Below are 23632 nucleotides of genomic sequence, written 5' to 3'. Positions count from 1 at the left end.
ACTGCCAGGTCAAATACGGTTCTAGCCCTTAATGCCCGATGCTGCAACACCTTGTACAAAGTACTTTTGCAGAGCCAGGAAAACAATTACAACCGGAATAATGGACACCACACTCGCGGCCATAATCAGGCCATATTCGGCGGAATATTGCGAGATGAACATTCTTAGTCCGATTTGGATAGTCTTGAGTTTCGTATCTGTCAGATAAATCATTGGCCCCAGGAAGTCATTCCAGGTGGCGACGAAGGTGAAGATCGTCAATGTAGACAAGGCTGGCTTGGACAGCGGCAGCATGATTCGCGCCCAAATTCCATATTCGCTCAAGCCGTCAATACGGGCAGCTTCGCATAATTCATCCGGAACACCTTGATAGAACTGGCGCATCAGAAATACTCCAAATGCCGAGAATGCCTGCAGCAGTATGATTGCCAAATGCGTATTGTTAAGTCCCATGTAACGCATCAGGATAAATTGCGGCACCATGTAAGCCTGCCAAGGGATCGCAATCGTTGCAATATATCCAAGGAATAGAATGTTTTTTCCCCGGAAATGCAGTTTGGAGAACGCGTACGCAGCAAAGCTGGAAGTCAGTAGTTGTAGAATCGTTACGATAATCGATAGTTTCGCCGTATTGTAAATAAAACGGCCCAGCGGAATGCGTGTCCAGATATCCGCGAAATTCTCCCAGCGCGGATTCTGTGGAATCCACTGCATTGGGAAGGAAAACACATCTTTGTTCATCTTGAGTGAAGAAGACAACATCCATATATACGGAACCAGCATCGCCAGTACTGTCGCAAACAACAAAATATACACAAGAACCATAATGCTGATTCGAAGTCCTTTACTTTTACCAACCATATCTTTTGAATCCTCCTATTGTCCGTATTTCTTCTCGCCGCGGAACTGGACGATGGTGATGCCAAGTACCAGCAGAAACAATACAATGGCCATGGCGCTGGCATATCCGTAATCAAGCGAGCGGAACGCCGTATTGTAGATTTGATACACCATAACCCTTGTAGAATCATTCAACTGGTTATCGGCGCCGGCAAATAGGTTGATAAAGATATCGTAGACTTTGAACGAATTGATGACTAGAATCATCAGAACAAAGAAAGAGGTAGGCGCCAGTTGAGGGACCGTCACATTGCGGAATCTTCTCCACGCGCCCGCACCATCAAGTTCAGCAGCCTCATACAATTCAGGGTTGATGCCCTGAAGACCTGCCAAGTAAATAACCATGTAATAACCCATGTTTTTCCACACTGTAAACAGTATTACTGTGAACATCGCCCAGTGTTTATCCGCTGCCCAGCGGGGAAGATCCTCCAGCGGGATACCGGTAAGGGTATGCAGGATATTGTTGATCGGACCCATCGTAGGACTGAAGATAAAGTTCCATACGGCAGCAACGGCTACCAGGGATGCTACATAAGGGAAAAAGAATACGGTTCTCATGAAATTGCGGGCCATTATCTTCTGATTAAGCAGAATCGCCAGCGCCAGCGCGACAATCATGGTGAACGGTACTACGCCAATAGTGTAAACAATGGTATTCCATAATGCTTTGTGAAATGTTGTATCTCTGATCAACCGGGTGAAATTGTCCAGCCCGATAAACTTCATTGGATTGGCCCCGTCCCATTTCACAAAAGCAAGGATAAAGGCAAAAAACATAGGTACCAGTGTAAACAGGGCAAATCCGATAAAGTTCGGCGCAATGAAGCTGTAAGCTACCAGGTTTTCCCGGACACCTTTTGACAAATGACGTTTAGGGATCTTTTTTGTACCCAATATGGTTTCGTTCTGCATTCTTTCTCCTCCAAACCTTCTAAAACTTTCCCCACAAATCTATACTTTTTAATATAAAAGGCGGGCTTTCACCCGCCCTTAGAACCGGCTCTCTTAAGGTTAATTATTCAAGAGCTGCTGTACGCGAGCATTCATATCATCCAAACCTTCGTCAATCGAAGCATTTTTAGTCATAATATTGTCATGCGCTTCATTCAAAATAACTTCGATGTCTGCGCTCTTTTCATGCATAGGCATTTCCAGATAAGTCTTAACAGTAGTCAGTGCCGCTTTGCTGTTCTCATCCGTAGGGAAGCCCTCGATGGAAGTAATGGAATTGATAACTTCATCATTCTTAATCGCTGGAATGGTTCCGGTGGAAGCAATGACTTTAGCGCCTTCTTCACCAGTCACGAATTTCATGAAATCAAGTGCTGCTTCTTTATGTTTGGATTTCTGATTTACAGCTAGGGAAGTAATTGTACCCAGGGTTGTACCGGCTTCCACACCATCCGGATGAGGGTATTTCGCAATGCCCCAGTTAGCCGATTGGGACTCGCCACTCTTCACTTTCTCAATTTGTGTAGCGATAAACCAGCTGCCCATGTTCATAGTAGCAACGGAATTATTGTAGAATACGCCAGAATAGTGCGTACTTGAAGTCTTCAGTGTGGCGTAATCCATTACGATGCCGTCTTCCTGTTCTTTCAGGATCCGCTCATAGGTTGGTTTCAAGAAATCGTAGTTTCCGTCAACAACAGTGTTCTTGCCGTCCAGAATACCGAACAGTTGAACCGCACTACGCCAAGTATGGTAGTGAGCTCCGTACACTTTTTCAGAACCGCTGCCGGAAGTCATTTTTCTGGCCAACTCATCATATTGCTCGAATGTCATATCATTGCTTGGATATTCCACTCCTGCTTTGTCGAACAAATCTTTATTGTAGTAGAGAATCCAGAAATCGCTGCGGAAAGGAAGCGCATACACCTCATCGTTCACTTCGATTTGTTCTACAGTACCTCCATATACCGAAGGATCAATAGCGTTGCCACTCATAAAGCTTTTAAGCGGCTCCAGGTGATTCTGTTTCACAAGGTTCGAGTAGCCCGGAATATCTTTAATTGTAAGTACGTCCAGATCTGCGCCACCGGATAGTTGTGTGCTTAACATGGTCATATAGTCCGTCGACCCCAGATCGACATATTCGATCGTTACATTCGGATGCTCAGCTTTATAGGCATCGATTAGCGGCTTGTAGTAAGCGGTAGCTTCCCAATCCCACAAGGCCCATTTCAAAGTCACAGGCTCCTGGCTCGGTTCAGCGGAAGCGTTTGCAGAATTCCCCGTTGCTGGAGCTGTCGTTGCAGCAGCACCTTCGTTGTTGTTATTACCAGAACATCCAGCCAACAGACTCATGGAGAATACTGTGGCGAGGGTTATGCCATAGAATCTTTTCAGTTTCATTTAAATATCCCCTTTTCTTCTGATTGTGTAACTACGATCGGCTCTTCTGAGCTTAGTTCAAAGTTTATAGCTTTTTTCGCAAGAATGGCATGCATTATCAAACAAAGTTCATTCACTTTTCTGTGTTCTTCTTCCCTGCTCCGGTTCAAACCTGTAATTTTCTATCTAAAACATGTAAAATATTCAGCTTATGTACCTCCCCCTGTATCGGAACGCAGGAATATGCTATGGTATATGAAAACGCTTTATATGTTTTCACATTTTGTAGAGGAGTGTTAAATACGGTAAGAAAATCCACCATTAAAAGTCGCATTATTCTGCTCATGGCCGTATTCGCACTGCTGATAGCGTCGCTGTTGTCTTTTTTTAGCTATGAATTAATTACTTATTATCAGCGTAAAACAACCATCCAGGCGACCGAATTCAATCTGCAGCTGGTATCCCATATTATTGAACAGGATTTAATTGATCTGTCATCGCTGGCGATGACTTGCAGCACTAACTCTTCTACTAATACCCTGATTACAGACTACTTCAGCTCACCTAAGGCTAGCTCTAAGGAAGCAGTTAATGTATTCAACTCGATGCAGCAGGACTTCCTGAACAACCGCTCCAACAGCTATGCCCGCCGTCTGATTGTTACGGATAGCAACGGAAAGTTTCTGCAGGTGGATAAAACCGGCACCTCTGTTCCGCTTACCATACACAATATCGGTCAAATTACCGGCCTTAGCAATGATGCCGAGGAGAAATGGGACCGGGTGATCAAGGACCCGCTCTCCAACACGAACGGAATTCCTTTTGTTTTTCCTATTTACGGCAAAGGAGCTTCCCGCGTTGGAACAGTGTACCTGTTAGCGAATACCACTGTTATTACCGACAAGCTGAAAGGGTACTCCCTGCCGAAGAATTCCCGGCTGCTGCTGACGCTCGGCAATCATCATTATCAGCTCATCGGCGACCAGGTCATCGCCATTGCAGAGCCGTATGAACCGGTGGCCTATACCAATGATAAACCTGTCGGTCCGCAAACTGAGCTATCCATGGTCAAGCTCGAGGACGAGAAAGAGAGCCATATCGTGGTATCTTATCCCGTACGCAGCGGAGTCATTCTGTCACAGACTTTATCCAATGACCTGTTCGCTCCCAAGACAAATATATGGATTCTGGTTATGCTCGGCGTCTGTCTCCTGGTTATTGTCTTAAGCGCTATCATTACGCTGTATCTGACCCGTACCATCAGTCTTCCGGTGGAAAAACTGAAGAAGCGGATTGATAAGATCGCCCAGGGCAATTTCCTGCTGGACCGCAATATCGAATGGAACAGCGAGCTTGGCGATGTCGGCCGGGGCATTAACCGCCTGTCCCAAGATATCGTAGCGCTTATGGACAGCCGGCTCGCTGACGAGAAACAGAAGCAGGAGCTGGAATACCGGATGCTGCAGAGTCAGATCAATCCCCATTTCCTGTACAACACACTGAATTCGATCAAATGGATGGCTACAATTCAGAATGCTACCGGCATCGCGGAAATGACCACTTCACTATCCAGACTGCTGCGCAGCATCGCCAAAGACAACCGTAGACTAATGCCGTTGAAAGATGAGCTGAGCCTGCTGGATGATTATTTTCTAATTCAGAAATATCGCTATGGCAGTACGGTCTCTATGGTAAAGGAGATTGACAACGAGGAACTGCTAACCGGCCTAATTCCACGATTCACGCTCCAGCCCCTGGTCGAGAACGCCATCTTCCATGGCATTGAGCCCAAAGGCAGAGGAGAAATTCTCATTAAGGTGGCCAAAAGTGGATTCGCCGATATTCTAGTTACGATTGAAGACAACGGTATAGGGATGAAGGAAGAAGAAATCTCCACGATTCTGTCGAATCCAGGTAATGGAAGCAAAGAAATGCCCGAGAATATTGGACTCCGCAGCGTAAATGAACGTTTGCGCCTGGCATTTGGGGATAATTACGGTCTTTCGATTGAGAGTGAGTCGGGCCAATATACCCGGATGAAGATTCTTCTGCCGTTCCTGCAAAAGGAATAGAGTAGCATATCAAGCAAGGATGTGATGGAATTGATCAAGTTGTTAATTGCTGATGACGAGGCGCTGGTCTGTATCGGCTTGCAGTCCATGCTGAAGTGGGAGCAATATAATATAGAAATTGTCGGCATTGCACACAACGGGGCTCAAGAGGAAGAAATGATTGACACCCTTCGTCCTGACATCGTAATCAGCGATATAAAAATGCCAATTAAAAGCGGCTTAGAAGTTGCCAATGCGGTACGCAAAAAACACGGCCGGCTTCCGCTGTTCATCATCTTAACAAGCTACGAGGAATTCGAATACGCGCGTGGAGCGATTGAAGTGCAAGCCACAGATTATCTAGTGAAGCTAGAACTGACACCAGAGGCACTTGATGCCTCCATTCGGAAAGCAATTTCCCAGTTGGAGGCTTTTCAAACCCTAGACAGCTATCCCATGCTTGCTCATAGAGGCAATCTACAAGCTCAACGCGATAAATTTTTCATCCGCCTGTTCAATAACTTATTCGCAAATAAAAACCAGTACCTTTTGCAGAGAGATGATTTAAACCTTGAGCTCAAGGAACCTGCTTATCTAGTCTGCACTTGCCGTATTTTGGGGCCAGACAGTGTCCCGCCCCGCGGCGATAAAATGGTTGCCCTGTGTTCAAGTACCGTCCAAATGGCCAAAGATACGCTTACTTCCATAAGACCTTGTTATGTGAGCAGTCTGGACTTGCGCAATTTTGCTGTAACCCTGCCCGTCAACGGGACGGATTCACGGCAATGGATGCCTGAGATTGAAATGCTATTGACCCATATGGCCTCCATACTCCATAACTACTTCAATGTAAGGATCATCGGCGCGATCGGCTTTGCGGTCGAGGATCCTTATTTGCTGCGGGAAAGCTACCTCGCTGCGCGAAAAGCGCTTCCTGCTGCGGTTAAAGCACAGTCGTTTGTGTTTTTTGCCGAAGGAGAGTCGCTGGAGCAGGATCATCTGTTGTTTGATTTCTCCGAATTGCGTACAGAGATCCGCCGTGCTTTTGAAGAAATGGATACCCAAGCTTTATACGCCATTATCTCCAAAATGATCGAAATCTTCGACGGCCGGGCCGACCTGCTGGTTCCCGCCACTGATGCCGCCTGCAACATTCTGTACATGGCCACTTCACTGCTCGCAGACGGTGAGAACATTGTGGAACAAATTTTCGAAAATGAACCGGAGGGCTACCGGGCTATCTACCAGATGCATACGATTGAAGAGATCGCTGGCTGGCTGATCCAGTTCCGGGACGGTTGCTCAGACATCCTCTCTACCCGCAGACAAAGCTACAAGGAGCAGCTCGTCAAAAATGTCCAAGAGTATATTAAACGAAATCTCGGAACTAAGCTCTCGCTCAATCAAGTGGCTGATGTCTTCAATTTCAGTCCCAACTATCTAAGCCACCTTTTCTCCAAGGTTGCCAAGGTCAACTATGTGGAATATATCACGGAGATCAAAATCACGACAGCCAAAGAAATGATGGCACGTGGGGAAGGTCGCATCTACGAAATCTCACAGAAGCTGGGATATGAGAGTGCCTTCTATTTCAGTAAAGTTTTCAAAAAGGTAACCGGAATTTCCCCCAGGGAATACATGCAGCAACTTAAAGCAGATTCACCATCTGACCGAAGCCTCGGAGTGAACAACCGTTCTTGAGATCAAGAGATTATTAAGAATAATCCCACTTCGCAAAAATAAAGCCAATAAATCTGCAAGGAGCAGGCTCTGTTCCTTGCAGATTTATTGGCTTGCCATCACCCTCAGCAGCATCCCTAAGTATCACCCTTATTCCTGCAATTTTTTTATTTTTATTTTTAAACTAGCAAAATGCTAATACTCCGGTCTTTCTGCCCTAAAAGTCTACCAAAAAACCGCTTACGAGACACTTTCCCAGCTATTAAGACTGCTGTTCCCATATTGACTTTTCAACATATAGTAATTAAAATAAACAACGCACACTAAATATAGTATAGATACGATTTTTCAGTATTTATAGCTTATCCATTCAGTTTTCATACTATTTTCAATAGTTTTTAATATTTACAGGGGGACAGACACCATGCTAGTCGCGTATGATTCAAAAACAGGAAATGTCAGACGCTTCATCAGCAAACTTAAGTTGCCGGCTGTGCAGATTGAGGAGCATATGACGATTGATGAGCCCTATGTGCTTATTACATATACCACCGGCTTTGGACAGATTCCAGAAAAGGTGTCTACTTTCTTGAAGAACAATAATGCCAATCTGAAGGGCATCGCCGCCAGCGGCAATAAGAACTGGGGCGAGCTGTTCGCGCACAGCGCGGACTTGATTGCAGATCGGTATAACGTGCCCGTTATCGGTAAATTTGAGTTATCGGGTACATTTGGCGATGTAGAACGGATTAAACAGGAGGTGAGCCGGGTTGCGGCATATTGAATTAAACAACATGTTGATGAAGAGAGACGAAAGTGGCTTCTTTCAGCTAGACAAAGATCTTGAGGCAGTAGCCGAATTTATGCGGGATGTAGAGCGGCGGAGTCTGGTTTTTGCGAATACAAAAGCCAAGGTTGATTATATGATTGAACAGGATTTCTACGAGAATTTTTACGAACAGTACAGCACGGCGGAAATTGAAGAAGTCTACCAGATTACCCACGCCTACAACTTCAGTTTTCCATCTTATATGGCAGCTTCGAAATTCTACACGGATTACGCTGTAAAAACCAATGACCGCAAACAATATCTGGAGCATTACCCGGACCGTGTGGCGGCAGTCGCCCTTCACCTGGGACGCGGCAATGCCGATACTGCGGGGGTACTTGCCCGTTCGATGATGGAACAGCGCCTGCAACCTGCGACACCAACCTTCTTAAATGCCGGTAAGAGCCGGCGTGGTGAGCTCGTCTCCTGCTTCCTAATCGAAATGGACGACTCGCTCAATTCCATCAACTATGTGCTGAATACCTGCATGCAGTTGTCGAAGATCGGTGGCGGTGTGGCCGTTAACCTATCCAAGCTACGCTCCCGTGGTGAAACTATCAAGGGTGTTGAGGATGCTGCGAAGGGAATTATACCTGTACTCAAGCTGATGGAAGACGGCTTCTCCTATGCAGATCAGATGGGTCAACGTAAAGGATCAGGAGCAGCCTATTACAACATTTTTGGCTGGGACGTTCTGGAATTCCTCGACAGCAAGAAGATCAACGCCGACGAAAAAACAAGACTCAAAACCCTGTCCATCGGCCTGATTATTCCAAACCGCTTCTATAAGCTGGCGAAGGACAATGAAGCGCTGCATGTATTTGCTCCTTACAGTGTGTACAAAGCCTACGGCACGCATCTCGACGATATGGATCTGGATGACATGTATGATAAGCTGCTGGCCGATCCACGTGTCAAAAAGAAGAAAGCTATGAGCGCACGGGATATGCTGACCAAAATTGCCATGATCCAGCTGGAATCTGGCTATCCATATATCATGAACAAGAGCAATGCCAATGCGGCCCATGCCCTGAAAAACGTCGGACAGATCAAAATGTCCAACCTTTGTACTGAAATCTTTCAGCTGCAGGAGACCTCAGAGATTGCCGACTACGGACAGGAGAGTACAATCCGCCGCGATGTAAGCTGCAATCTGGCTTCCTTGAATATTGTTAACGTGATGGAACATGGCAAAATCCGTGAATCCGTACATGAGGGCATGATCGCCCTGACCGCTGTTAGCGATATGACCAGTATTTCCAATGCCCCAGGCGTAGCCAAAGCAAACAAGGAAATGCACTCTGTCGGTCTTGGCGTCATGAATCTGCACGGCTATCTGGCTAAGAACAACATTGCTTATGAAAGCGAGCAGGCCCGCGATTTTGCCCGGACCTTCTTTATGACTATGAATTTCCACTCGCTAGAGAAAAGCATGGAAATCGCTGCCGCCACGGGCCGATCTTTCCATGGATTTGAGGCTTCTGATTATGCTACGGGAGCTTATTTTGAGCGTTACCTGACTACTGATTACCGCCCGGTTACCCCAAGGGTACAAGAGTTATTCGGAGATATTTATATCCCATCCCCAGCAGACTGGGAACAATTGCGGGATGCGGTAAAAGCAAATGGCCTATACCATGCTTACCGTTTGGCGATTGCGCCAACGGCCAGCATTTCCTATATCCAAAACGCCACTTCAAGCGTTATGCCGATTGTTGAGCAGATTGAGACTCGGACTTATGCTAATTCAACTACTTATTATCCGATGCCGTACCTGCGGCCGGACAATGTGTTTTTCTATAAATCGGCTTACCAGATGGACCAGTTCAAGGTAATCGATCTGATCGCGGAAATTCAGCCCCATATCGACCAGGGTATCTCGACCGTTCTGCATGTTAACAGTGATGTTTCCACCAGAGAACTGGCCCGCTCCTACCTGTATGCGGCGCATAAAGGCTTGAAGTCGCTGTATTACACCCGGACCAAAAAGCTGTCCGTCGAGGAATGCCTCACCTGCTCGATCTAAAGGAAGGCTATAGCCGCAGAAAAGGAGATTGCAATATTATGACCGCTATCCAAGCCGTTAACTGGAACCGTCCCGACGACGATTTCTCATTGATGTTCTGGAATCAGAACATTATGCAATTCTGGACGGACGATGAAATTCCATTATCCGATGATAAAATGTCCTGGCTCACGCTCAGTGAGCAAGAAAAGGACTCCTATATGAAGGTGCTGGGCGGCCTGACACTGCTGGATACGATTCAAGGCGGAGTCGGAATGCCACAGATTATGGAACATGTCGAAGGCCTTCAACGCAAAGCCGTACTGGGCTTCATGGGTATGATGGAACAAATTCACGCCAAATCGTACAGCAGTATTTTCACCACTTTGTCCTCTACAGAGGAGATCGACAGTGTATTCCGCTGGGTAGAAGAGAATCCCTTCCTCCAGTTCAAAGCGGAGACTATCTCACAATATTACAAAAACATAGACTCACCAAAAGACCTGTACCTCGCCATGGCAGCCTCCGTGCTGCTCGAGAGCTACTTGTTCTACAGTGGTTTCTTCTATCCCCTATATCTGGCTGGGCAGGGCAAAATGACTTGCAGCGGTGAGATCATCGACCTTATTCTACGGGATGAGAGCATCCATGGGGTATATGTCGGTGTGCTGGCACAGGAGATCTTTGACGGGCTCCCAGAAGACGAGCAACGCGAACTTCACCATACGCTGGTAGAATTGCTTCGACTGCTGCATGAGAATGAAGAGCGTTATACCGAGCAGATCTATGCCCCTATCGGATTGGTGGACGAGGTTAAGACTTTCCTAAGATACAATGCCAATAAAGCGATGATGAATCTGGGCCATGATCCGCTATTTGACGAGGAAGAGATCAACCCGATTGTACAGAACGGGATCAGCACCCACACCAAGCAGCATGACTTCTTCTCGAAGAAAGGCAACGGATATGTCCGGGCGCTTAATGTGGAGCCACTGAAGGATGAAGATTTTCAATTTTAAATATAGATAAAACAAAAAGTGCGGAGAAAACTCTCCGCACTTTTTGCTAACTCTATTTATTAGATTATTGCAATTTTTTCAGTACTGTTCTAGCTTCTTCATAGGTATCGTAAGCATCAGCAAAATCTCTGCCAAAAATACGTTTCAATTGCATTTTCCAAATTGGGTTTTTAGTTACATAAGCCCATCCTGCTTGGCCAGCTGCTTTCGCCATCTCACCTGTTGGAGCCAACATTGCTGCAACTTCAGGGGAAAGTACACTTGCAGATTCAGTTACATCAGTTGTACCCGTAAATTTAGGACTAACAAGCTTCATGATATTCTCAAAATCTTTCAAGTATCCTGGAACATCCTCAGCAGAAAAATCGATAGATACTACATCGATGTGGTTTTCACTTTTGTTGTACTTAATTGTGTATGACATAATTGTATTCCTCCAAGTTTTAATAGTTATTTTTTAATAATAGAAAGTAATGTATGTAACTCCAACAGACAAAAAATTTCTGCCCAGGCTTTTCAGTAACTTCTACTTTTGGCAACTGGGTTTGGAACAAACTGCCTTGTTTAAATGATGCCATATCGTTACAATCAATAGTTAATGACATCTATTTCCTGTATCGTTTTATTGCAACATCCTTTCTAATATATTTTAACTCATACCTATTACCTATATTATTATCGACAAATTTCTTTTTTTATTTATATTAAAATACAAATTTCTACAAATTCCAACATATTCATGGTTATATTTGCCTTAATTTCATACACAATTGTGTAATTCCGTTATCGTTTAGAAACAACTAAAAAAGGCTCTGCGTGCGCCTTCCAACTCCAGTCCATTCATCCTACAGGATATTCGAACAGGAATACGCCGCAAAGCCTTCAATACTAGATGCTTATATAAGTAAATTAATCCGTCTAATTACTTAGTTGCGGAGTAGCCCCCGTCAATCACATGTGCTGTACCTGTAATAAATGAAGCCTCATCACTTAGAAGGAAACATGCAAAAGCAGCTACTTCCTCAGGCGTACCATATCTGCCCAAAGCCGTTCCAGAAGCGATAAGAGATTGAAGCATCTCTACATCATCAGACAACAGCTTTTCGTATCTGTTCATGGTTGGTGTAGGAATAGGACCAGGGCAAATAGCATTTACTCTGATATTACGGTGACCCACTTCTTTAGCAACCGATTTAGTCATGCCCACAATGGCGTGTTTACTTGCTGAATAAGCTGCATCATTTGCCATCCCAATAAAAATACCATGCAAGGAGGAACAGTTTAGAACGGAAGCACCGGATTTCATATGTGGTAATGCATAATGCAACATGTAGAATTGGCCATTAAGATTTGTCTGAATCACCTTTTGAAACAATATCGGATCATATTCTGTAACATCCGCATTATCTCCTGTAATTGCTGAGTTATTATAAAGGCAATCAATCTTTCCATAAGCTGCTAAGGTTTGATCTACGATATTTTTGCAGTCTGCTTCAACTGAAACGTCTGACCGCACAAACAGCGCTTCTCCACCTAAAGCTTTGATTTCTTCGACTGTGTTAGCGCCAGCATCTGATCGATTGGCAACTACTACAGTACCACCCTCTCTTGCTACTCTCAATGCTGTAGCTTTTCCGATTCCGGTACCAGCACCCGTAATAATAACTACTTTGTTTTCAAATCTGTTGCTACTCATTATGCGCACCACTTTCTTATGTCTTTTTCAGGAAGAGGATTTGAACCTCATAGACCCTAATGTCACCTGATACAATGTGGATTGGAACATTTTTGCAGAAAAATCGACAAAATTATCCTCTATATGACAACTTTATTGTATTTAATTGTATATAGCAATCAATATTTTAATCTACTTTTCCAACAATTGAGAATTTGGTTTTGATCGTCATAAAAAATACACCCCTTAGAATTTCATCAGATAAACCAGAAGTTTTATCCAATGTTATTCTAAGAGGTGTAATAAACCTCTACCTAACTCCACGAACTGGGACGTCGATTCGAACTTGACCTCCACCCGTGAGGGTAGAATTGCTAATATGCAGACTGCCCTGATGCTGCCTGACAATGGTGTCGGCAATATAAAGTCCCAATCCATAGTGACTTTTGGAGGTACGGCTACTGTCCCCTCGATAAAACTGCTTAAGTGCTGATTGGAGTCCTTCACTCGTAAATCCTGATCCACTGTCTGCTACCGTTATACTCCACCGATCTTGTTTTGCCTCAACCTGCAAATAAATCACACTCTCATACGGGGAATACTCTACCGCATTAGCGAGTACATTCATCACAGCCCGATGAAGTAGCTCATCGTCAATCAACACCTCAGGGGGCAGATTATTGTCCTGGTGAAATTCTATCTGAAGACGCTTAGGGACAACCAACGCATCTAACTGCATACGAATTTGCTGGATAAAGGCATCCGTTGCAACCCATTTAGAGCGGGGAGAAATTTGTTTTCTTGTATTAGAAATCTCAATGAGTGTTGCCATGTATTGTTCGATTTGATCTGCATTTTTGGAAATATACCCTATATATTCTTGCTGATTCTCTGCTAAATCTGAGTCTATCAGCAAATCTGCATTTCCTTGAATAATCGTAAGAGGAGTCTTAATGTCGTGGGCAAGCGCAGAAATCTGCTCTTTTTTCATTTGTTCCAGATTCCATTGCTGTTCTAGTGACTTTTTCAATTCCTCTCTCAGCTGTTCCAGGGATGATAGCACCTCATCAATTTCACTGACCCCAGAATACACGACAGTAAAATCCAAATTTTTAGCTTCAATGTGATGTGCAGCTTCCTGCAAGGAAGCCATTTTTTGACTCAGTCTTCGAGCGAAAAATCCAGAAATCAGAATAACTTCCAGTAACATCAGAACTACAAAAAACAGCAATAGCGTTAATTGCGGATTAGGCAGCGTGTTATGCAGAAAATTTGAGGTGAACTGCGGTACAATTGCATATTGCAGTACGATAACCTCATGCTCCCGCTCAATCACATCGCTGCAGTTTGTACCCATGAGATTGCAACTGCTTTGATTCTTCTGCAATATATCTAGAGCGCGTTCTTTAGGAATATTTCCTGAAATATAGTTCTTTTGCTGATCCAATACCGCATATTCCGCTCCCCAAGGGATCATTTCTTCCGTAATTTGTGGCGCACGCTGCAAAACATCCCAAGACTTTGCAATGGATTGCTCGGTATGGTTTGCTGGAACAATCATTCCATACTGCATTAAGAGAGTAAATACCCCTAAACACAGAAATGCCAATAATAGAGTACACGCACCTAATGATAATAAATATTGAATGAAGACTGTACGGAGCCGTATTCGTTTCACACCCATTTGTAACCTATCCCCCAAACGGTTTCAATCGGTGAAACCTCCCTCGCACTCAGCTTACTGCGGATATTTTTCACATGTTCTGTAATAGTTGAGCTATCGCTTTCTCTGTCATAGCCATAAACCGATTCATAAATTTGTTCTTTGGAAAAAACCTGACCTTTATTTCTAGCAAGAAATTCACATATCTGATATTCACTTTTAGTGAGATTTATTTTCTCTTTATCAACAAAAATCTCCTTTGCCGAGAGATTGAATTTCACTCCAGATGCGCTTAACATATGATTTTTCTCTCGATTTTCACGCCGCAAATGAGCGTTCACCCGAGCCTTCAACTCGCCTGCACGAAAAGGCTTCACGATATAGTCGTCTGCACCTACACTAAGTCCAAACATAATATCCGTTTCCATTGATTTAGCTGTAAGAAACAGAATCGGACAGTCTACGATATCCCTGATTTGAGTACAGAGCTCAAAACCATCGATATCTGGCATCATCACGTCCAACAGAATTAAATCAAATGTCGAGTACTCGTTCAAAGGCATATGTCGTGCACTTGTTTTTACCGTAACCCTATGGTGATCTTTGCTAAGAATATTATTTACTAGCGCCAAAATATCAGGTTCATCATCTATTATTAAAATATTAGCCAGTGACCTCACTCCTATTTATTCATATGATTTCCTACCCTGAAAGTAATGAAACCATATCAAGCCTAACACTGCCATTACCATTGTACTAATAAGTATAGCAGGTACGGAATGAATAAGTTGCAGCTTCAATACTTCCGTTTCAATGAGCCTGTTGGGTTGAGCATAAAATAAGGGAAGTTGAATCATCCGCATCGACCATGCCCACGGTATGTATAACCACACTTTATCGCCTACAATTGTTCCACCTACGATAGCTGCAATTAGCGTACCTGCACTACCCACCGTTAGAGAAAGTCCCATGCCTCCAGCATAACTTAAGACGAGATGAAAGATCATTAAGATTAGAGCAGTGCCTACTACCCAACAAGCTCCTTGCCAGAATATTAGATATTGTATCCGCTCTATATGCAAAATTTTTTTCATGCCCAGTATTAGAATTGATGTTGAACCGAATACGATCCATATCATCGCCAAGATTATGAACCCTAGTTTTCTTATATAACACTTCGGACGTGAAAGAGCACTTAATAGATTATAGAATCCCCCTGCCCCCTCCTCTAAACCACTCATTAAAGCAGAGAATAATCCTATCCCAACAGGCAACCCAAAGGCTATTAATGAAAAATAACCATCATAGATGTGAAGCTGATCCGCACGCTGTGAAAAATACCAAAGTACCATCATCGGATATAGAACAGGAACAAGGAATATCAACCAACGAATTGCAGTGTGCTTAGTCATCAACCATTCAGCTTGTAATAGTCGGAGTATCACCATCTCTATCGCACCTCTCTTCTACTAAACCAGCAGCTAGTTAAGGTGAGGGTCACCAAAAAGAATACCAGCGACACCACAATTCCAGGTAAAATAACCGAAGAGTCTCTTAGAGCATCCTGTGCTGAAAGAGCCACACCATTGGGACGCACACCAACAATGGGACACATTAACCTTAAAGCCCAACTCCACGGAACATAAATCCATGAAGGTTGATCCGCTGCTAGTACACTCACAATCATCCCAAACAGACCTGCAAGAATAGATACTACCGCCCCAAATTGTTCGGCTAAGAATAGATAGATTGGAATCATCCCCAAAGAGGTCAACCAAACAACAATAGCGGCTGTTGTAATTTCAGATAAGGGTGCTGCACCCAAAGGAAACAAAAGACCAGATAGGTACATTACTGCAATAAGAAGCAGCGAAGACAGCAACAAATAATATGACACCACAATTATTTTACTGAGCCAAAGTTTAGCGATACTAATTCCGTGACTGCTTAAGCTACGGTACCCTCCAGCCTTACGATCCTTGTTATTCGATAGTGTAGACAACAAAGCAGATCCTATGGTCATGAATAACAGCGGCCACCAATTAAATACCATTTCCATAAAATAGTGGTCTTCCGTTTGCAGGTTCTGTTGTGTGAAAAATGAAAATAGAAGAAAAAACAGTGGCACCGCAACAATCAATTTTCGCGAAAATGTTCGTTTGAATTTAAGATTTTCGGATAACAGATAGTGGATCATCTTGTTACCTCCTGTCTGTTCCGAGTCACGACTTCCATGAACAATTTCTCCAAATCATCACCAGGATATATTGCATTCTGATACCCTAGAACACCATTACTAATGATCCCAATATGATCGGCAATTTGCTCCACCTCATGAAGAATATGACTCGATAAGATGACGGTAATCCCTTGTGCAGGAAATGAGCGTATAAGCTCACGTAATTCCTGAATCCCAATCGGATCAAGCCCATTTGTCGGTTCATCCAGAATCAAGAGTCTAGGTTGATTTAACAAGGCGATCGCAATCCCGAGACGTTGCTTCATGCCCATAGAGAATTGTCCCGCTCTTTTTTTGCCTGTTGTTGTTAAATCAACAATTTCAAGAACTTCCCGAATCCGAGAATCCGGTAAGTTTAATATTGTCGTATGTACCTTCAAATTTTGGGCAGCAGTCAAATTCCCGTAAAGTGGCGGGGACTCAATCAGCGCTCCAATGTGTAGTAAATCCTTACGTGTCCATGGATGACCGTCAAATAAAATTTGTCCTGACGTCGCTCGAAGAATCCCTGTTATCATTTTTAGAGTCGTCGATTTACCTGCGCCGTTTGGGCCTAACAGTCCATAAATCGAATTAGTTTTTACGGTTATGCTGATATCATTAACCGCACGCTGCCCCCTGAAACTCTTGGATAAATTATTAGTTTGTAAAATATACTCTCCCATCCTATATCATCCTCTCATTTGCTATACGTTAATCATATATAGCAAATCTAAGGACTTTATAAGGTTTTACTGAGCTCAAATTATACGGGATTATAACGAGCATAAAAAAAAGCTCGGTTCAAATTTAACGTTGAACCGAGCCTGTTGAGTTTTTATCATCATGCTCTGCGAATTGTAAATTCAAAATCCATATCTAAGGATGGATTGATTTGATATTCATCAAGAACTGGAGCTCCCCAGCTGTCATCCCCGCCTACGCCCATTTGACGTCCAGCAATGGTAACAACGGTATAGTGAACGTTCGGCAGCTCATAATGATGTGTCGCATTCTCCAGCTCCATTGCCGAGTAAGGCGAGATATTGGCTTCAACAGGGGCTGTAGCTGGTGCCGATATTATAATGCCTTGACCATAATCGTTCTTAATGGATACTTCGCGCACACCTGTGCGGTTGCCCGATTCCTGCGGCACCAAATAGGACGACACATTATCCACCGCATGATTCTGGAAGCGACACAATCTCGCTCCACACGCACGGTCGATATAATTTTCTTCCGGCCCATTTGCATACCAATTCAGCTGGTGATAATCCGCTGGCACCTTAAAGCTTAAAGCGAAGAGTGGAAGCTTTGGTAAACCCGCTGCTCCATGGTAGCTTGATTTCACCTGTATGCTTCCATCGGAGAACACTGTGTAAGTTACACGTGCACGTACCTCCTCTGATACACTAAGCTTATACACGTAAGTCACGGTCGCACGATCTTTCTCCTCCACGAGCTCGAAGCTTAACGTTCTACGGGTCAAGCTTGCTGCATACCAAGGGGAAGAGTCGAAATGCATTCCTGCCCCCTTATCATTGTCTGTCATTGCTCTCCAGAAGAGTGGTGCCGGCGGTGAAGAGATCATTTCCTGTCCTGAATATTTAACAGAAATTAATGTACCCGCCTGCTTTGAGAACATTACGGAGAAGTCACGACCATGTACACCAATATTCACATCTCCTTCAACCACGCGAAAATCATTCACGACAGATGTTATTTTAGCAACTGTTAAAGACTCCTCGGCTGACGTATTGGCCACTTGAAAAACATGCTGGCCAAAAGCGATTTCATAACCGCTATTCGCCCATAATGAATCTTCCTTCAGGACAAGTGAAACATCCAAGCTATACTCGCCAGACTGATTCTTGATATCGGGTAGATCAACTTCTACATATTTTTCCTCGCCTGGATTAACCTGAGCGAATACAGTTCCACGCTGGATGACCCTACCCTCATAGTTCAGAGCGTATTGTAATTCATAAGCATCCAAGCCCACAAATAAGTTTTCATTTCTGATTGTAAAACCCTGACTGTCCGGGAGCAGCTTGACGTTCTGATACAGAAATTTCACTTCCTGCATTTTTGGCGACCATCTCCGATCCGCATACACAATTCCGTTACCGGAGAAGTTGTAATCGGTTGAACGGTCATCAAAGTCTCCTCCATAAGCCATGAAGGGCTTACCGTATCGATCATTTTTTATAATCACCTGATCCATATAATCCCAGATAAATCCACCCTGATACATTGGATACTTCTGTTCTAGCTCTGTGTATTTATGCAGTCCCCCGACGGAATTACCCATCGCATGCATGTATTCACAGCTAATATATGGCTTTAACGGATCTTCTGTTAAATATCTTTCAATATCTGCCGCTTTCGCATACATGCGGCTTTCCATATCGCTCGAATCATCATATTCACGGTTATGGAACACCCCTTCATAATGAACCAAACGAGTAGGATCCTTCTCTCGAAAATAATTGGCTACGTTCAAAATTACTTCTCCTGCAAAAGATTCGTTCCCACAGGACCAAATTAGAATGGAGGGATGGTTTTTGTCTCTCTCTACCATGGAAATCGCACGATCCATCACGATATCCTGCCATTCAGGCTTATTGCCGGGGATGTTCCAAGACGGCTCAATGGCCCCCATTTTCTGCCATGATCCATGCGACTCTAAATTCATCTCGTCAATGACATAGACTCCGTATTCATCACACAACTCATACCAGAGCGTCATATTCGGATAGTGCGAGGTCCGCACAGCGTTGATGTTCGCCTGCTTTAAGGTTTTTATGTCCCATAGCATATCTTCTTTTGTAATGCTGCGTCCAAAGCGCGGATTAAACTCATGTCGGTTGACGCCTTTAAATACAATACGTTTGCCGTTTAAGTGCATAATCTTATCTATCATTTCGAATTTCCGAAAACCAATTTTTTGCGGCACAACTTCTACAAGATCCCCGGATGCGTTGTAAACAGAGACGTAAAGGGTATACAGATTAGGAGCTTCTGCGCTCCACAGCTGCACCTTTGTTGCCGCAAGCGTAAGCGAAAGGGAATCTCCTGAAACTTCACTTTCCCCACTAGCTACAAGATTACCTGCTCTATCCTTTAGCTCAAGGAGCACTTTTGAGGCAGAATTACCTATCAATTGCATGACAGCCGTCAGCGTTCCTTGCTCAAACTTTTCATCCAAATCGGTTTGAACGTGGAGATCCCGCACATGAACATCCGGCACGGTGTATAGATACACCTCACGAAAGATTCCCGAAAAGCGCCAGAAGTCCTGATCCTCCAACCAACTCCCCGTGCTGCGCTGATAGACTTCGACCGCCAGCTTATTTTCACCTTCCGTCAAGTACGATGTTAAATCAAATTCACTCGGTGTAAAGCTATCTTCGCTATAGCCAACAAATTCCCCGTTTAGCCATATATAAAAAGCCGATTCAACTCCTTGAAAAGATATATACACCGGACGTTGCTCCCAGCCCGCAGGAACTTCAAAATATTTGACATAGCTGCCTACAGGATTGTGGTCCTCAGAGATCATTGGAGGTCTAAGATGCTCATGACCGTCCCATGGATACATCGTATTCACGTACTGAGGCTGCCCATAACCCTGAAGTTGGATATGACCGGGAACTTTAATATCCTTCCAGCCTCTGCAAGACACGTTCTCCTTATAAAAATGAACCTGTCGTTCCATGGCATTTTGGGCATAGCTAAATTTCCAGCTGCCGTTCAGGCTGTGGCGCCAGGGCATTTCTCCAAGCGCTTCGGCTTCATTTTTCGTTTGGTAATATCGATGGTCAGAATGCGCGTGCACTCTGCCTATTGCATAAATGGAAGGGTCTGATAACCATTCCAGACTTGGAGTGAGGTTTCGTTCAACCTGCTGCTTCATCTATATATCCTCCTCTATTCATAACATAATCGCTAACTTATTTAACCGAACCCGTCATCCCAGCTACAAATTGCTTTTGCATCATGAAGAACACTAGTGCTGTCGGCAAGGTCGTAATGACAATCGCAGACATGATCAGACCATAGTCAGGGGCATAACCTGAACCTAGATTCGAGATAAGAAGGGGCACAGTCATATTTTCTGGTGATTGCAGTACGATCAAAGGCCACAGATAATTGTTCCAGCTGTTTAAAAATGTGATAATCGCAGCGGCGGCATAAGTTGATTTCATCGTTGGCATATAAATGCGGAAGAACAGACCAAATTCCGAAAGACCATCGATGCGCCCAGCCTCCATCATATCCTTAGGAAACATTTTTGTACTTTGACGAAAGAAGAAAATTAGAAATGCTGTTGTAAATGTCGGAAGAATGACCGCCGATGCTGTATCGATGCCCAGAAAAGGCACTACACTAGATACTTTTGCGAACATTTGAAATAGAGGTACCATGATCGCCGCAAATGGAATCATCATTGAAGCAAGTAAAATATTGAATACGATATCTTTACTCCGGCTGCGGTACATTTCAAAACCATATCCAGCCGCCGATGCGACTAGCAGTGAAAGCACAGTAGTCACCACAGAGATTTTTGCAGAGTTCCAGAGAGCCTGCCACATATCCACTGAACTAAAAAGATTGTTTATATTTTTCACTAAATGTGCACCCGGCAACAATGTTCCTTTGGTTACATCAACCGACTGGTTCGTGGCGCTTATAACCATCCAGATAAATGGAAAGATAGAGATCAGCGCAGCGATGATTAGAAATACGTAAGTAAACATGCGTTTGGTTTTCATTATCTCTTATCCCCTCCTACTTTGTTCTGAATAAGCGTCAGAATGAGCACCATTACAACAATCGAATAGGAGACAGTTGCAGCATATCCAAAGTTAGGTGTGTATTCAAAGGAAAGGTTATAAATATATTGGGAAATCGACATGGTTGCATTGCCGGGTCCACCTTTCGTGATGTTAACCACCTCGTCAAACAACTGAAGGGTACCAATGGTCGATGTGATCGTCGTAAACAAGATAATCGGCTTCAATAGGGGAATTGTAATTTTGAAAAATTGTGTAAATGCACTCGCACCATCTATATGAGCAGCCTCATATATTGATTTGTCGACATTTTGCAGTGAGGACAAATAGAAAATCATATTATAGCCAGTAAAGCGCCAAGTGATAGCGATAATGATAGTGACTTTAGCCCAGAAGGGGTCAGTAATCCATTGAATCGGTTCGCTGATTAGATGCAGATTCACCAGAAATTTATTGACGATACCTTCGGCTCCAAACATGTACTTGAAAACAACGGAGTACGCTACAAGTGAAGTTACCGTTGGCAGAAATATGGCCGTTCTGAAAAATCCTTTAAATTTCAGTCTTTCGTCATTTAGCAGCACAGCGATAAAGAGCGCCAGCACCAGCATAACTGGGACCTGAATAATCAAGTAAATAAAAGTGTTTTTGACGGCTGTAAGGAAAGTGGTGTCGCTAAACAGCCGAATATAGTTATCAAGGCCGGTAAAATGAAGATTGTTGCCTCTACCTGTCTTGAAGGATAGAATTAAGGCTTGAATCATTGGATAGAAATAGAAAATACTGATCATAATTACCGGCACAATAACGAATAACCAACCTGTCAGATGGATCTGCCGTTGACCCTTAGAGCTTTTATGTCTTTGAGAGCTTAGCCCTGGCTTTACATTTTCCACTCCACTTCACACCCTTCTGTCTGATTTATTAGAGATGAAAGCCCCTGCTACCCATCCTTCTGTAGAAATCCAATTTACAGGAGAAGTAGAAGCAAGGGCTTAGATTGTACAGCCTAAGTGTGATTAGCGAACTTGGGTATCTGCTTGCTTCTGGGCATCTTTCAGAACAGTATCTACATCTTTTCCACCAAGATAAGATTGCACTGCTACAACCATAATGTCCTCTATTGCGTAAGTGTTCATGCCGTAGTTGACGTTAGGAATTTGCTCGGTCCATGCCGCAAAATCTGATACAACCTTTTGACCTTTGAAAAATTCATCCGCTGCTGAATAAGCTTCTCCGCTTGCCGCAGCTTTTAAAGTGCCGATAACACCAACTTTTGTATTCAACGTCTGATACAAATCAGCATCAGAAGCAAATGTTTTTGCAAGGAACTCCGCAGCGGCTTCTTTACCATCTACATTCATTACATACCAGGAGCTGCCCCCAAGGTTAGATGCATGGACGGAGCCTGCTGTTGCTGCCAGCTTAGGAAGTGGAGCTACTGCCCACTTACCGGATTGGGAAGCTTCGGCTTTAATTGAAGGGGTAATCCAGTTACCCGTCGGCACGGTTGCCACTTCACCGCTATTAAATGCGCCTACAAATTGGCTCCAGTCTGAGTTAACTTTCACGATGCCGGAATCCATCATTTCTTTGTACAATACAAGTGCCTCTTTCAAAGCAGCGTTGTCTGCAATGGTCGGAGTCTGACCGTCTTCACCCGTATACCATGCACCCGCCGATTGAATCATGACCCGGATAAGTCCAAGATCATTGGGATCCAGTGTGATCATGCTTTTGCCGGTTTTTTCTTTTACAGCTTTACCGATCTCGATATATTGCTTCCAGTCGATATCCTGTAGTGCATCCAGGCTGTAGCCTGCTTGCTCAAGATAGTCTGTCCGTACATACATTCCAGTCACACCAGAATCAAACGGAACACCGTATTGCTTGCCGTCAACACTGGTCGGGCCAATCTTATAATCCGCAAAATCAGCGGCTTTTACAACATCAGTCAATTCATAAAAGGAATCCGGATACGCTTGTAAAAAGCTTTGCGCACGGTAATCCTCGATCAATACAATGTTAGGAAGACCCTTCGTAGATCCAGAGTTCAGCCCTGTGTTCAGCTTTTGCACGATATCAGCCTGTGCGTTCTCTACGACGTTTACCGTTATGTCTGGATTGACTTTCGCATAAGCTTCTTTGGCAACATTCATGGCTGCAATGTTAAACGCTGGGTCCCAAGCCCAAACTGTGATTTCTTGTGGCTTACTGCTACCTTCGCTTCCGGAGTTGCCCGTTTCGTTTTTCGTTCCACCTGAGGAACATGCCGAAAGTAGAACCACACTAGCCAGCATCACGGATAATAATTTTTTCACTTCGTAACCCCCTTGTTAATCTGTAAAATAATAAAGATGGAAGCGTTTTCTCTGCTACAATTCCATATTATCATTTTGTATTCGCTTTCTTTGGCAGTATCTTTGTTAGCTTTGGTGTTATTATTGGATTCTATTTTC

At 43.9% G+C, this 23632-nt stretch carries 19 protein-coding genes; 5 read left to right on the top strand and 14 right to left on the bottom strand.

Annotated features, from left to right (window positions below):
- Nucleotides 1-21: 21 nt before the first annotated feature.
- From NSQ91_RS06850 to NSQ91_RS06840, 3 genes are all read right to left on the bottom strand, one after another.
- Complete coding sequence (locus NSQ91_RS06850) at nucleotides 22-861, bottom strand: carbohydrate ABC transporter permease (protein ID WP_081383301.1); 840 nt, start codon at nucleotides 859-861, stop codon at nucleotides 22-24.
- Nucleotides 862-876: 15 nt separating this feature from the next.
- A complete protein-coding gene (locus NSQ91_RS06845) occupies nucleotides 877-1815 on the bottom strand; it encodes a carbohydrate ABC transporter permease (protein ID WP_036675858.1) in 939 nt (312 codons plus the stop codon).
- 99 nt (nucleotides 1816-1914) lie between these two features.
- A complete protein-coding gene (locus NSQ91_RS06840; protein WP_036675860.1) occupies nucleotides 1915-3258 on the bottom strand; it encodes an ABC transporter substrate-binding protein in 1344 nt (447 codons plus the stop codon).
- Between the two features lie 227 nt (nucleotides 3259-3485).
- Between NSQ91_RS06840 and NSQ91_RS06835 the strand changes: the two genes are divergently transcribed.
- The 5 genes from NSQ91_RS06835 to nrdF all read left to right on the top strand — a co-directional run bounded on the left by NSQ91_RS06835 (nucleotide 3486) and on the right by nrdF (nucleotide 10821).
- Complete coding sequence (locus NSQ91_RS06835) at nucleotides 3486-5309, top strand: sensor histidine kinase (RefSeq protein WP_081383302.1); 1824 nt, start codon at nucleotides 3486-3488, stop codon at nucleotides 5307-5309.
- A gap of 30 nt (nucleotides 5310-5339) precedes the next feature.
- On the top strand, nucleotides 5340-6989 hold the full coding sequence (locus NSQ91_RS06830; RefSeq protein WP_076185377.1) for a helix-turn-helix domain-containing protein: 1650 nt from the start codon (nucleotides 5340-5342) through the stop codon (nucleotides 6987-6989).
- A gap of 403 nt (nucleotides 6990-7392) precedes the next feature.
- Nucleotides 7393-7752 (top strand): class Ib ribonucleoside-diphosphate reductase assembly flavoprotein NrdI, encoded by a 360-nt coding sequence (gene nrdI, locus NSQ91_RS06825; RefSeq protein ID WP_036675861.1) that lies wholly within the window; start codon nucleotides 7393-7395, stop codon nucleotides 7750-7752.
- Nucleotides 7739-9823, top strand: a complete 2085-nt coding sequence (gene nrdE, locus NSQ91_RS06820; protein WP_036675863.1) for a class 1b ribonucleoside-diphosphate reductase subunit alpha — start codon at nucleotides 7739-7741, stop codon at nucleotides 9821-9823. The genes nrdI and nrdE overlap by 14 nt, the downstream gene beginning before the upstream one ends.
- A 38-nt stretch (nucleotides 9824-9861) precedes the next feature.
- Nucleotides 9862-10821 carry a class 1b ribonucleoside-diphosphate reductase subunit beta gene (nrdF, locus tag NSQ91_RS06815; protein ID WP_076099522.1) on the top strand — a complete coding sequence of 320 codons (960 nt, stop codon included), beginning with the start codon at nucleotides 9862-9864 and terminating at the stop codon, nucleotides 10819-10821.
- A gap of 64 nt (nucleotides 10822-10885) precedes the next feature.
- Here nrdF and NSQ91_RS06810 read toward each other — a convergent pair whose 3' ends face one another.
- From NSQ91_RS06810 to NSQ91_RS06760, 11 genes are all read right to left on the bottom strand, one after another.
- Nucleotides 10886-11245: a hypothetical protein gene (locus NSQ91_RS06810; RefSeq protein ID WP_036675871.1), complete on the bottom strand. Its 360-nt coding sequence runs from the start codon at nucleotides 11243-11245 to the stop codon at nucleotides 10886-10888.
- 498 nt (nucleotides 11246-11743) lie between these two features.
- Nucleotides 11744-12517, bottom strand: coding sequence for an SDR family NAD(P)-dependent oxidoreductase (locus tag NSQ91_RS06805; RefSeq protein ID WP_036675873.1), 774 nt, complete (start codon nucleotides 12515-12517; stop codon nucleotides 11744-11746).
- Nucleotides 12518-12806: 289 nt separating this feature from the next.
- Complete coding sequence (locus tag NSQ91_RS06800; RefSeq protein WP_179088256.1) at nucleotides 12807-14069, bottom strand: HAMP domain-containing sensor histidine kinase; 1263 nt, start codon at nucleotides 14067-14069, stop codon at nucleotides 12807-12809.
- A gap of 101 nt (nucleotides 14070-14170) precedes the next feature.
- Nucleotides 14171-14830, bottom strand: a complete 660-nt coding sequence (locus NSQ91_RS06795; protein ID WP_076305473.1) for a response regulator transcription factor — start codon at nucleotides 14828-14830, stop codon at nucleotides 14171-14173.
- A 15-nt stretch (nucleotides 14831-14845) separates the two neighbouring features.
- On the bottom strand, nucleotides 14846-15607 hold the full coding sequence (locus tag NSQ91_RS06790) for a lantibiotic immunity ABC transporter MutG family permease subunit (RefSeq protein ID WP_076305460.1): 762 nt from the start codon (nucleotides 15605-15607) through the stop codon (nucleotides 14846-14848).
- A gap of 2 nt (nucleotides 15608-15609) precedes the next feature.
- Nucleotides 15610-16356, bottom strand: coding sequence for a lantibiotic immunity ABC transporter MutE/EpiE family permease subunit (locus NSQ91_RS06785; protein WP_076185382.1), 747 nt, complete (start codon nucleotides 16354-16356; stop codon nucleotides 15610-15612).
- Entirely contained in the window at nucleotides 16353-17063 is a 711-nt protein-coding gene (locus NSQ91_RS06780) for a lantibiotic protection ABC transporter ATP-binding protein (protein WP_076136283.1), read from the bottom strand. The genes NSQ91_RS06785 and NSQ91_RS06780 overlap by 4 nt, the downstream gene beginning before the upstream one ends.
- A 158-nt stretch (nucleotides 17064-17221) precedes the next feature.
- Nucleotides 17222-20293: a glycoside hydrolase family 2 TIM barrel-domain containing protein gene (locus tag NSQ91_RS06775; RefSeq protein WP_076305461.1), complete on the bottom strand. Its 3072-nt coding sequence runs from the start codon at nucleotides 20291-20293 to the stop codon at nucleotides 17222-17224.
- 37 nt (nucleotides 20294-20330) lie between these two features.
- The gene (locus NSQ91_RS06770; protein ID WP_076185385.1) at nucleotides 20331-21152 is read right to left on the bottom strand and encodes a carbohydrate ABC transporter permease; all 822 of its coding nucleotides are present in this window, start codon (nucleotides 21150-21152) and stop codon (nucleotides 20331-20333) included.
- Nucleotides 21152-21964 (bottom strand): carbohydrate ABC transporter permease, encoded by an 813-nt coding sequence (locus NSQ91_RS06765; RefSeq protein WP_232061505.1) that lies wholly within the window; start codon nucleotides 21962-21964, stop codon nucleotides 21152-21154. The genes NSQ91_RS06770 and NSQ91_RS06765 overlap by 1 nt, the downstream gene beginning before the upstream one ends.
- Nucleotides 21965-22192: 228 nt before the next feature.
- Nucleotides 22193-23494, bottom strand: coding sequence for an ABC transporter substrate-binding protein (locus NSQ91_RS06760; RefSeq protein ID WP_076125404.1), 1302 nt, complete (start codon nucleotides 23492-23494; stop codon nucleotides 22193-22195).
- Nucleotides 23495-23632 lie beyond the last annotated feature (138 nt).

Origin of the sequence: Paenibacillus sp. FSL R7-0048, assembly GCF_038004505.1 — a bacterium.
Lineage (GTDB): Bacteria > Bacillota > Bacilli > Paenibacillales > Paenibacillaceae > Paenibacillus_AQ > Paenibacillus_AQ odorifer.
The sequence above is the reverse complement of the archived record's forward strand: the minus strand, read 5'-3'. Positions and strand labels throughout refer to the sequence as shown.

Bases quoted from the DNA above. Each gene is read 5' to 3' on its own strand.
- NSQ91_RS06785 (WP_076185382.1), bottom strand. From the start codon at position 16,356: ATGATCCACTATCTGTTATCCGAAAATCTTAAATTCAAACGAACATTT.
- NSQ91_RS06765 (WP_232061505.1), bottom strand. From the start codon at position 21,964: ATGATCAGTATTTTCTATTTCTATCCAATGATTCAAGCCTTAATTCTA.
- NSQ91_RS06770 (WP_076185385.1), bottom strand. From the start codon at position 21,152: ATGAAAACCAAACGCATGTTTACTTACGTATTTCTAATCATCGCTGCG.
- NSQ91_RS06800 (WP_179088256.1), bottom strand. From the start codon at position 14,069: ATGCAGTATGGAATGATTGTTCCAGCAAACCATACCGAGCAATCCATT.
- NSQ91_RS06840 (WP_036675860.1), bottom strand. From the start codon at position 3,258: ATGAAACTGAAAAGATTCTATGGCATAACCCTCGCCACAGTATTCTCC.
- nrdI (WP_036675861.1), top strand. From the start codon at position 7,393: ATGCTAGTCGCGTATGATTCAAAAACAGGAAATGTCAGACGCTTCATC.
- NSQ91_RS06790 (WP_076305460.1), bottom strand. From the start codon at position 15,607: ATGGTGATACTCCGACTATTACAAGCTGAATGGTTGATGACTAAGCAC.
- NSQ91_RS06845 (WP_036675858.1), bottom strand. From the start codon at position 1,815: ATGCAGAACGAAACCATATTGGGTACAAAAAAGATCCCTAAACGTCAT.
- NSQ91_RS06775 (WP_076305461.1), bottom strand. From the start codon at position 20,293: ATGAAGCAGCAGGTTGAACGAAACCTCACTCCAAGTCTGGAATGGTTA.
- NSQ91_RS06810 (WP_036675871.1), bottom strand. From the start codon at position 11,245: ATGTCATACACAATTAAGTACAACAAAAGTGAAAACCACATCGATGTA.
- NSQ91_RS06850 (WP_081383301.1), bottom strand. From the start codon at position 861: ATGGTTGGTAAAAGTAAAGGACTTCGAATCAGCATTATGGTTCTTGTG.
- NSQ91_RS06835 (WP_081383302.1), top strand. From the start codon at position 3,486: ATGGTATATGAAAACGCTTTATATGTTTTCACATTTTGTAGAGGAGTG.
- NSQ91_RS06780 (WP_076136283.1), bottom strand. From the start codon at position 17,063: ATGGGAGAGTATATTTTACAAACTAATAATTTATCCAAGAGTTTCAGG.
- NSQ91_RS06805 (WP_036675873.1), bottom strand. From the start codon at position 12,517: ATGAGTAGCAACAGATTTGAAAACAAAGTAGTTATTATTACGGGTGCT.
- nrdF (WP_076099522.1), top strand. From the start codon at position 9,862: ATGACCGCTATCCAAGCCGTTAACTGGAACCGTCCCGACGACGATTTC.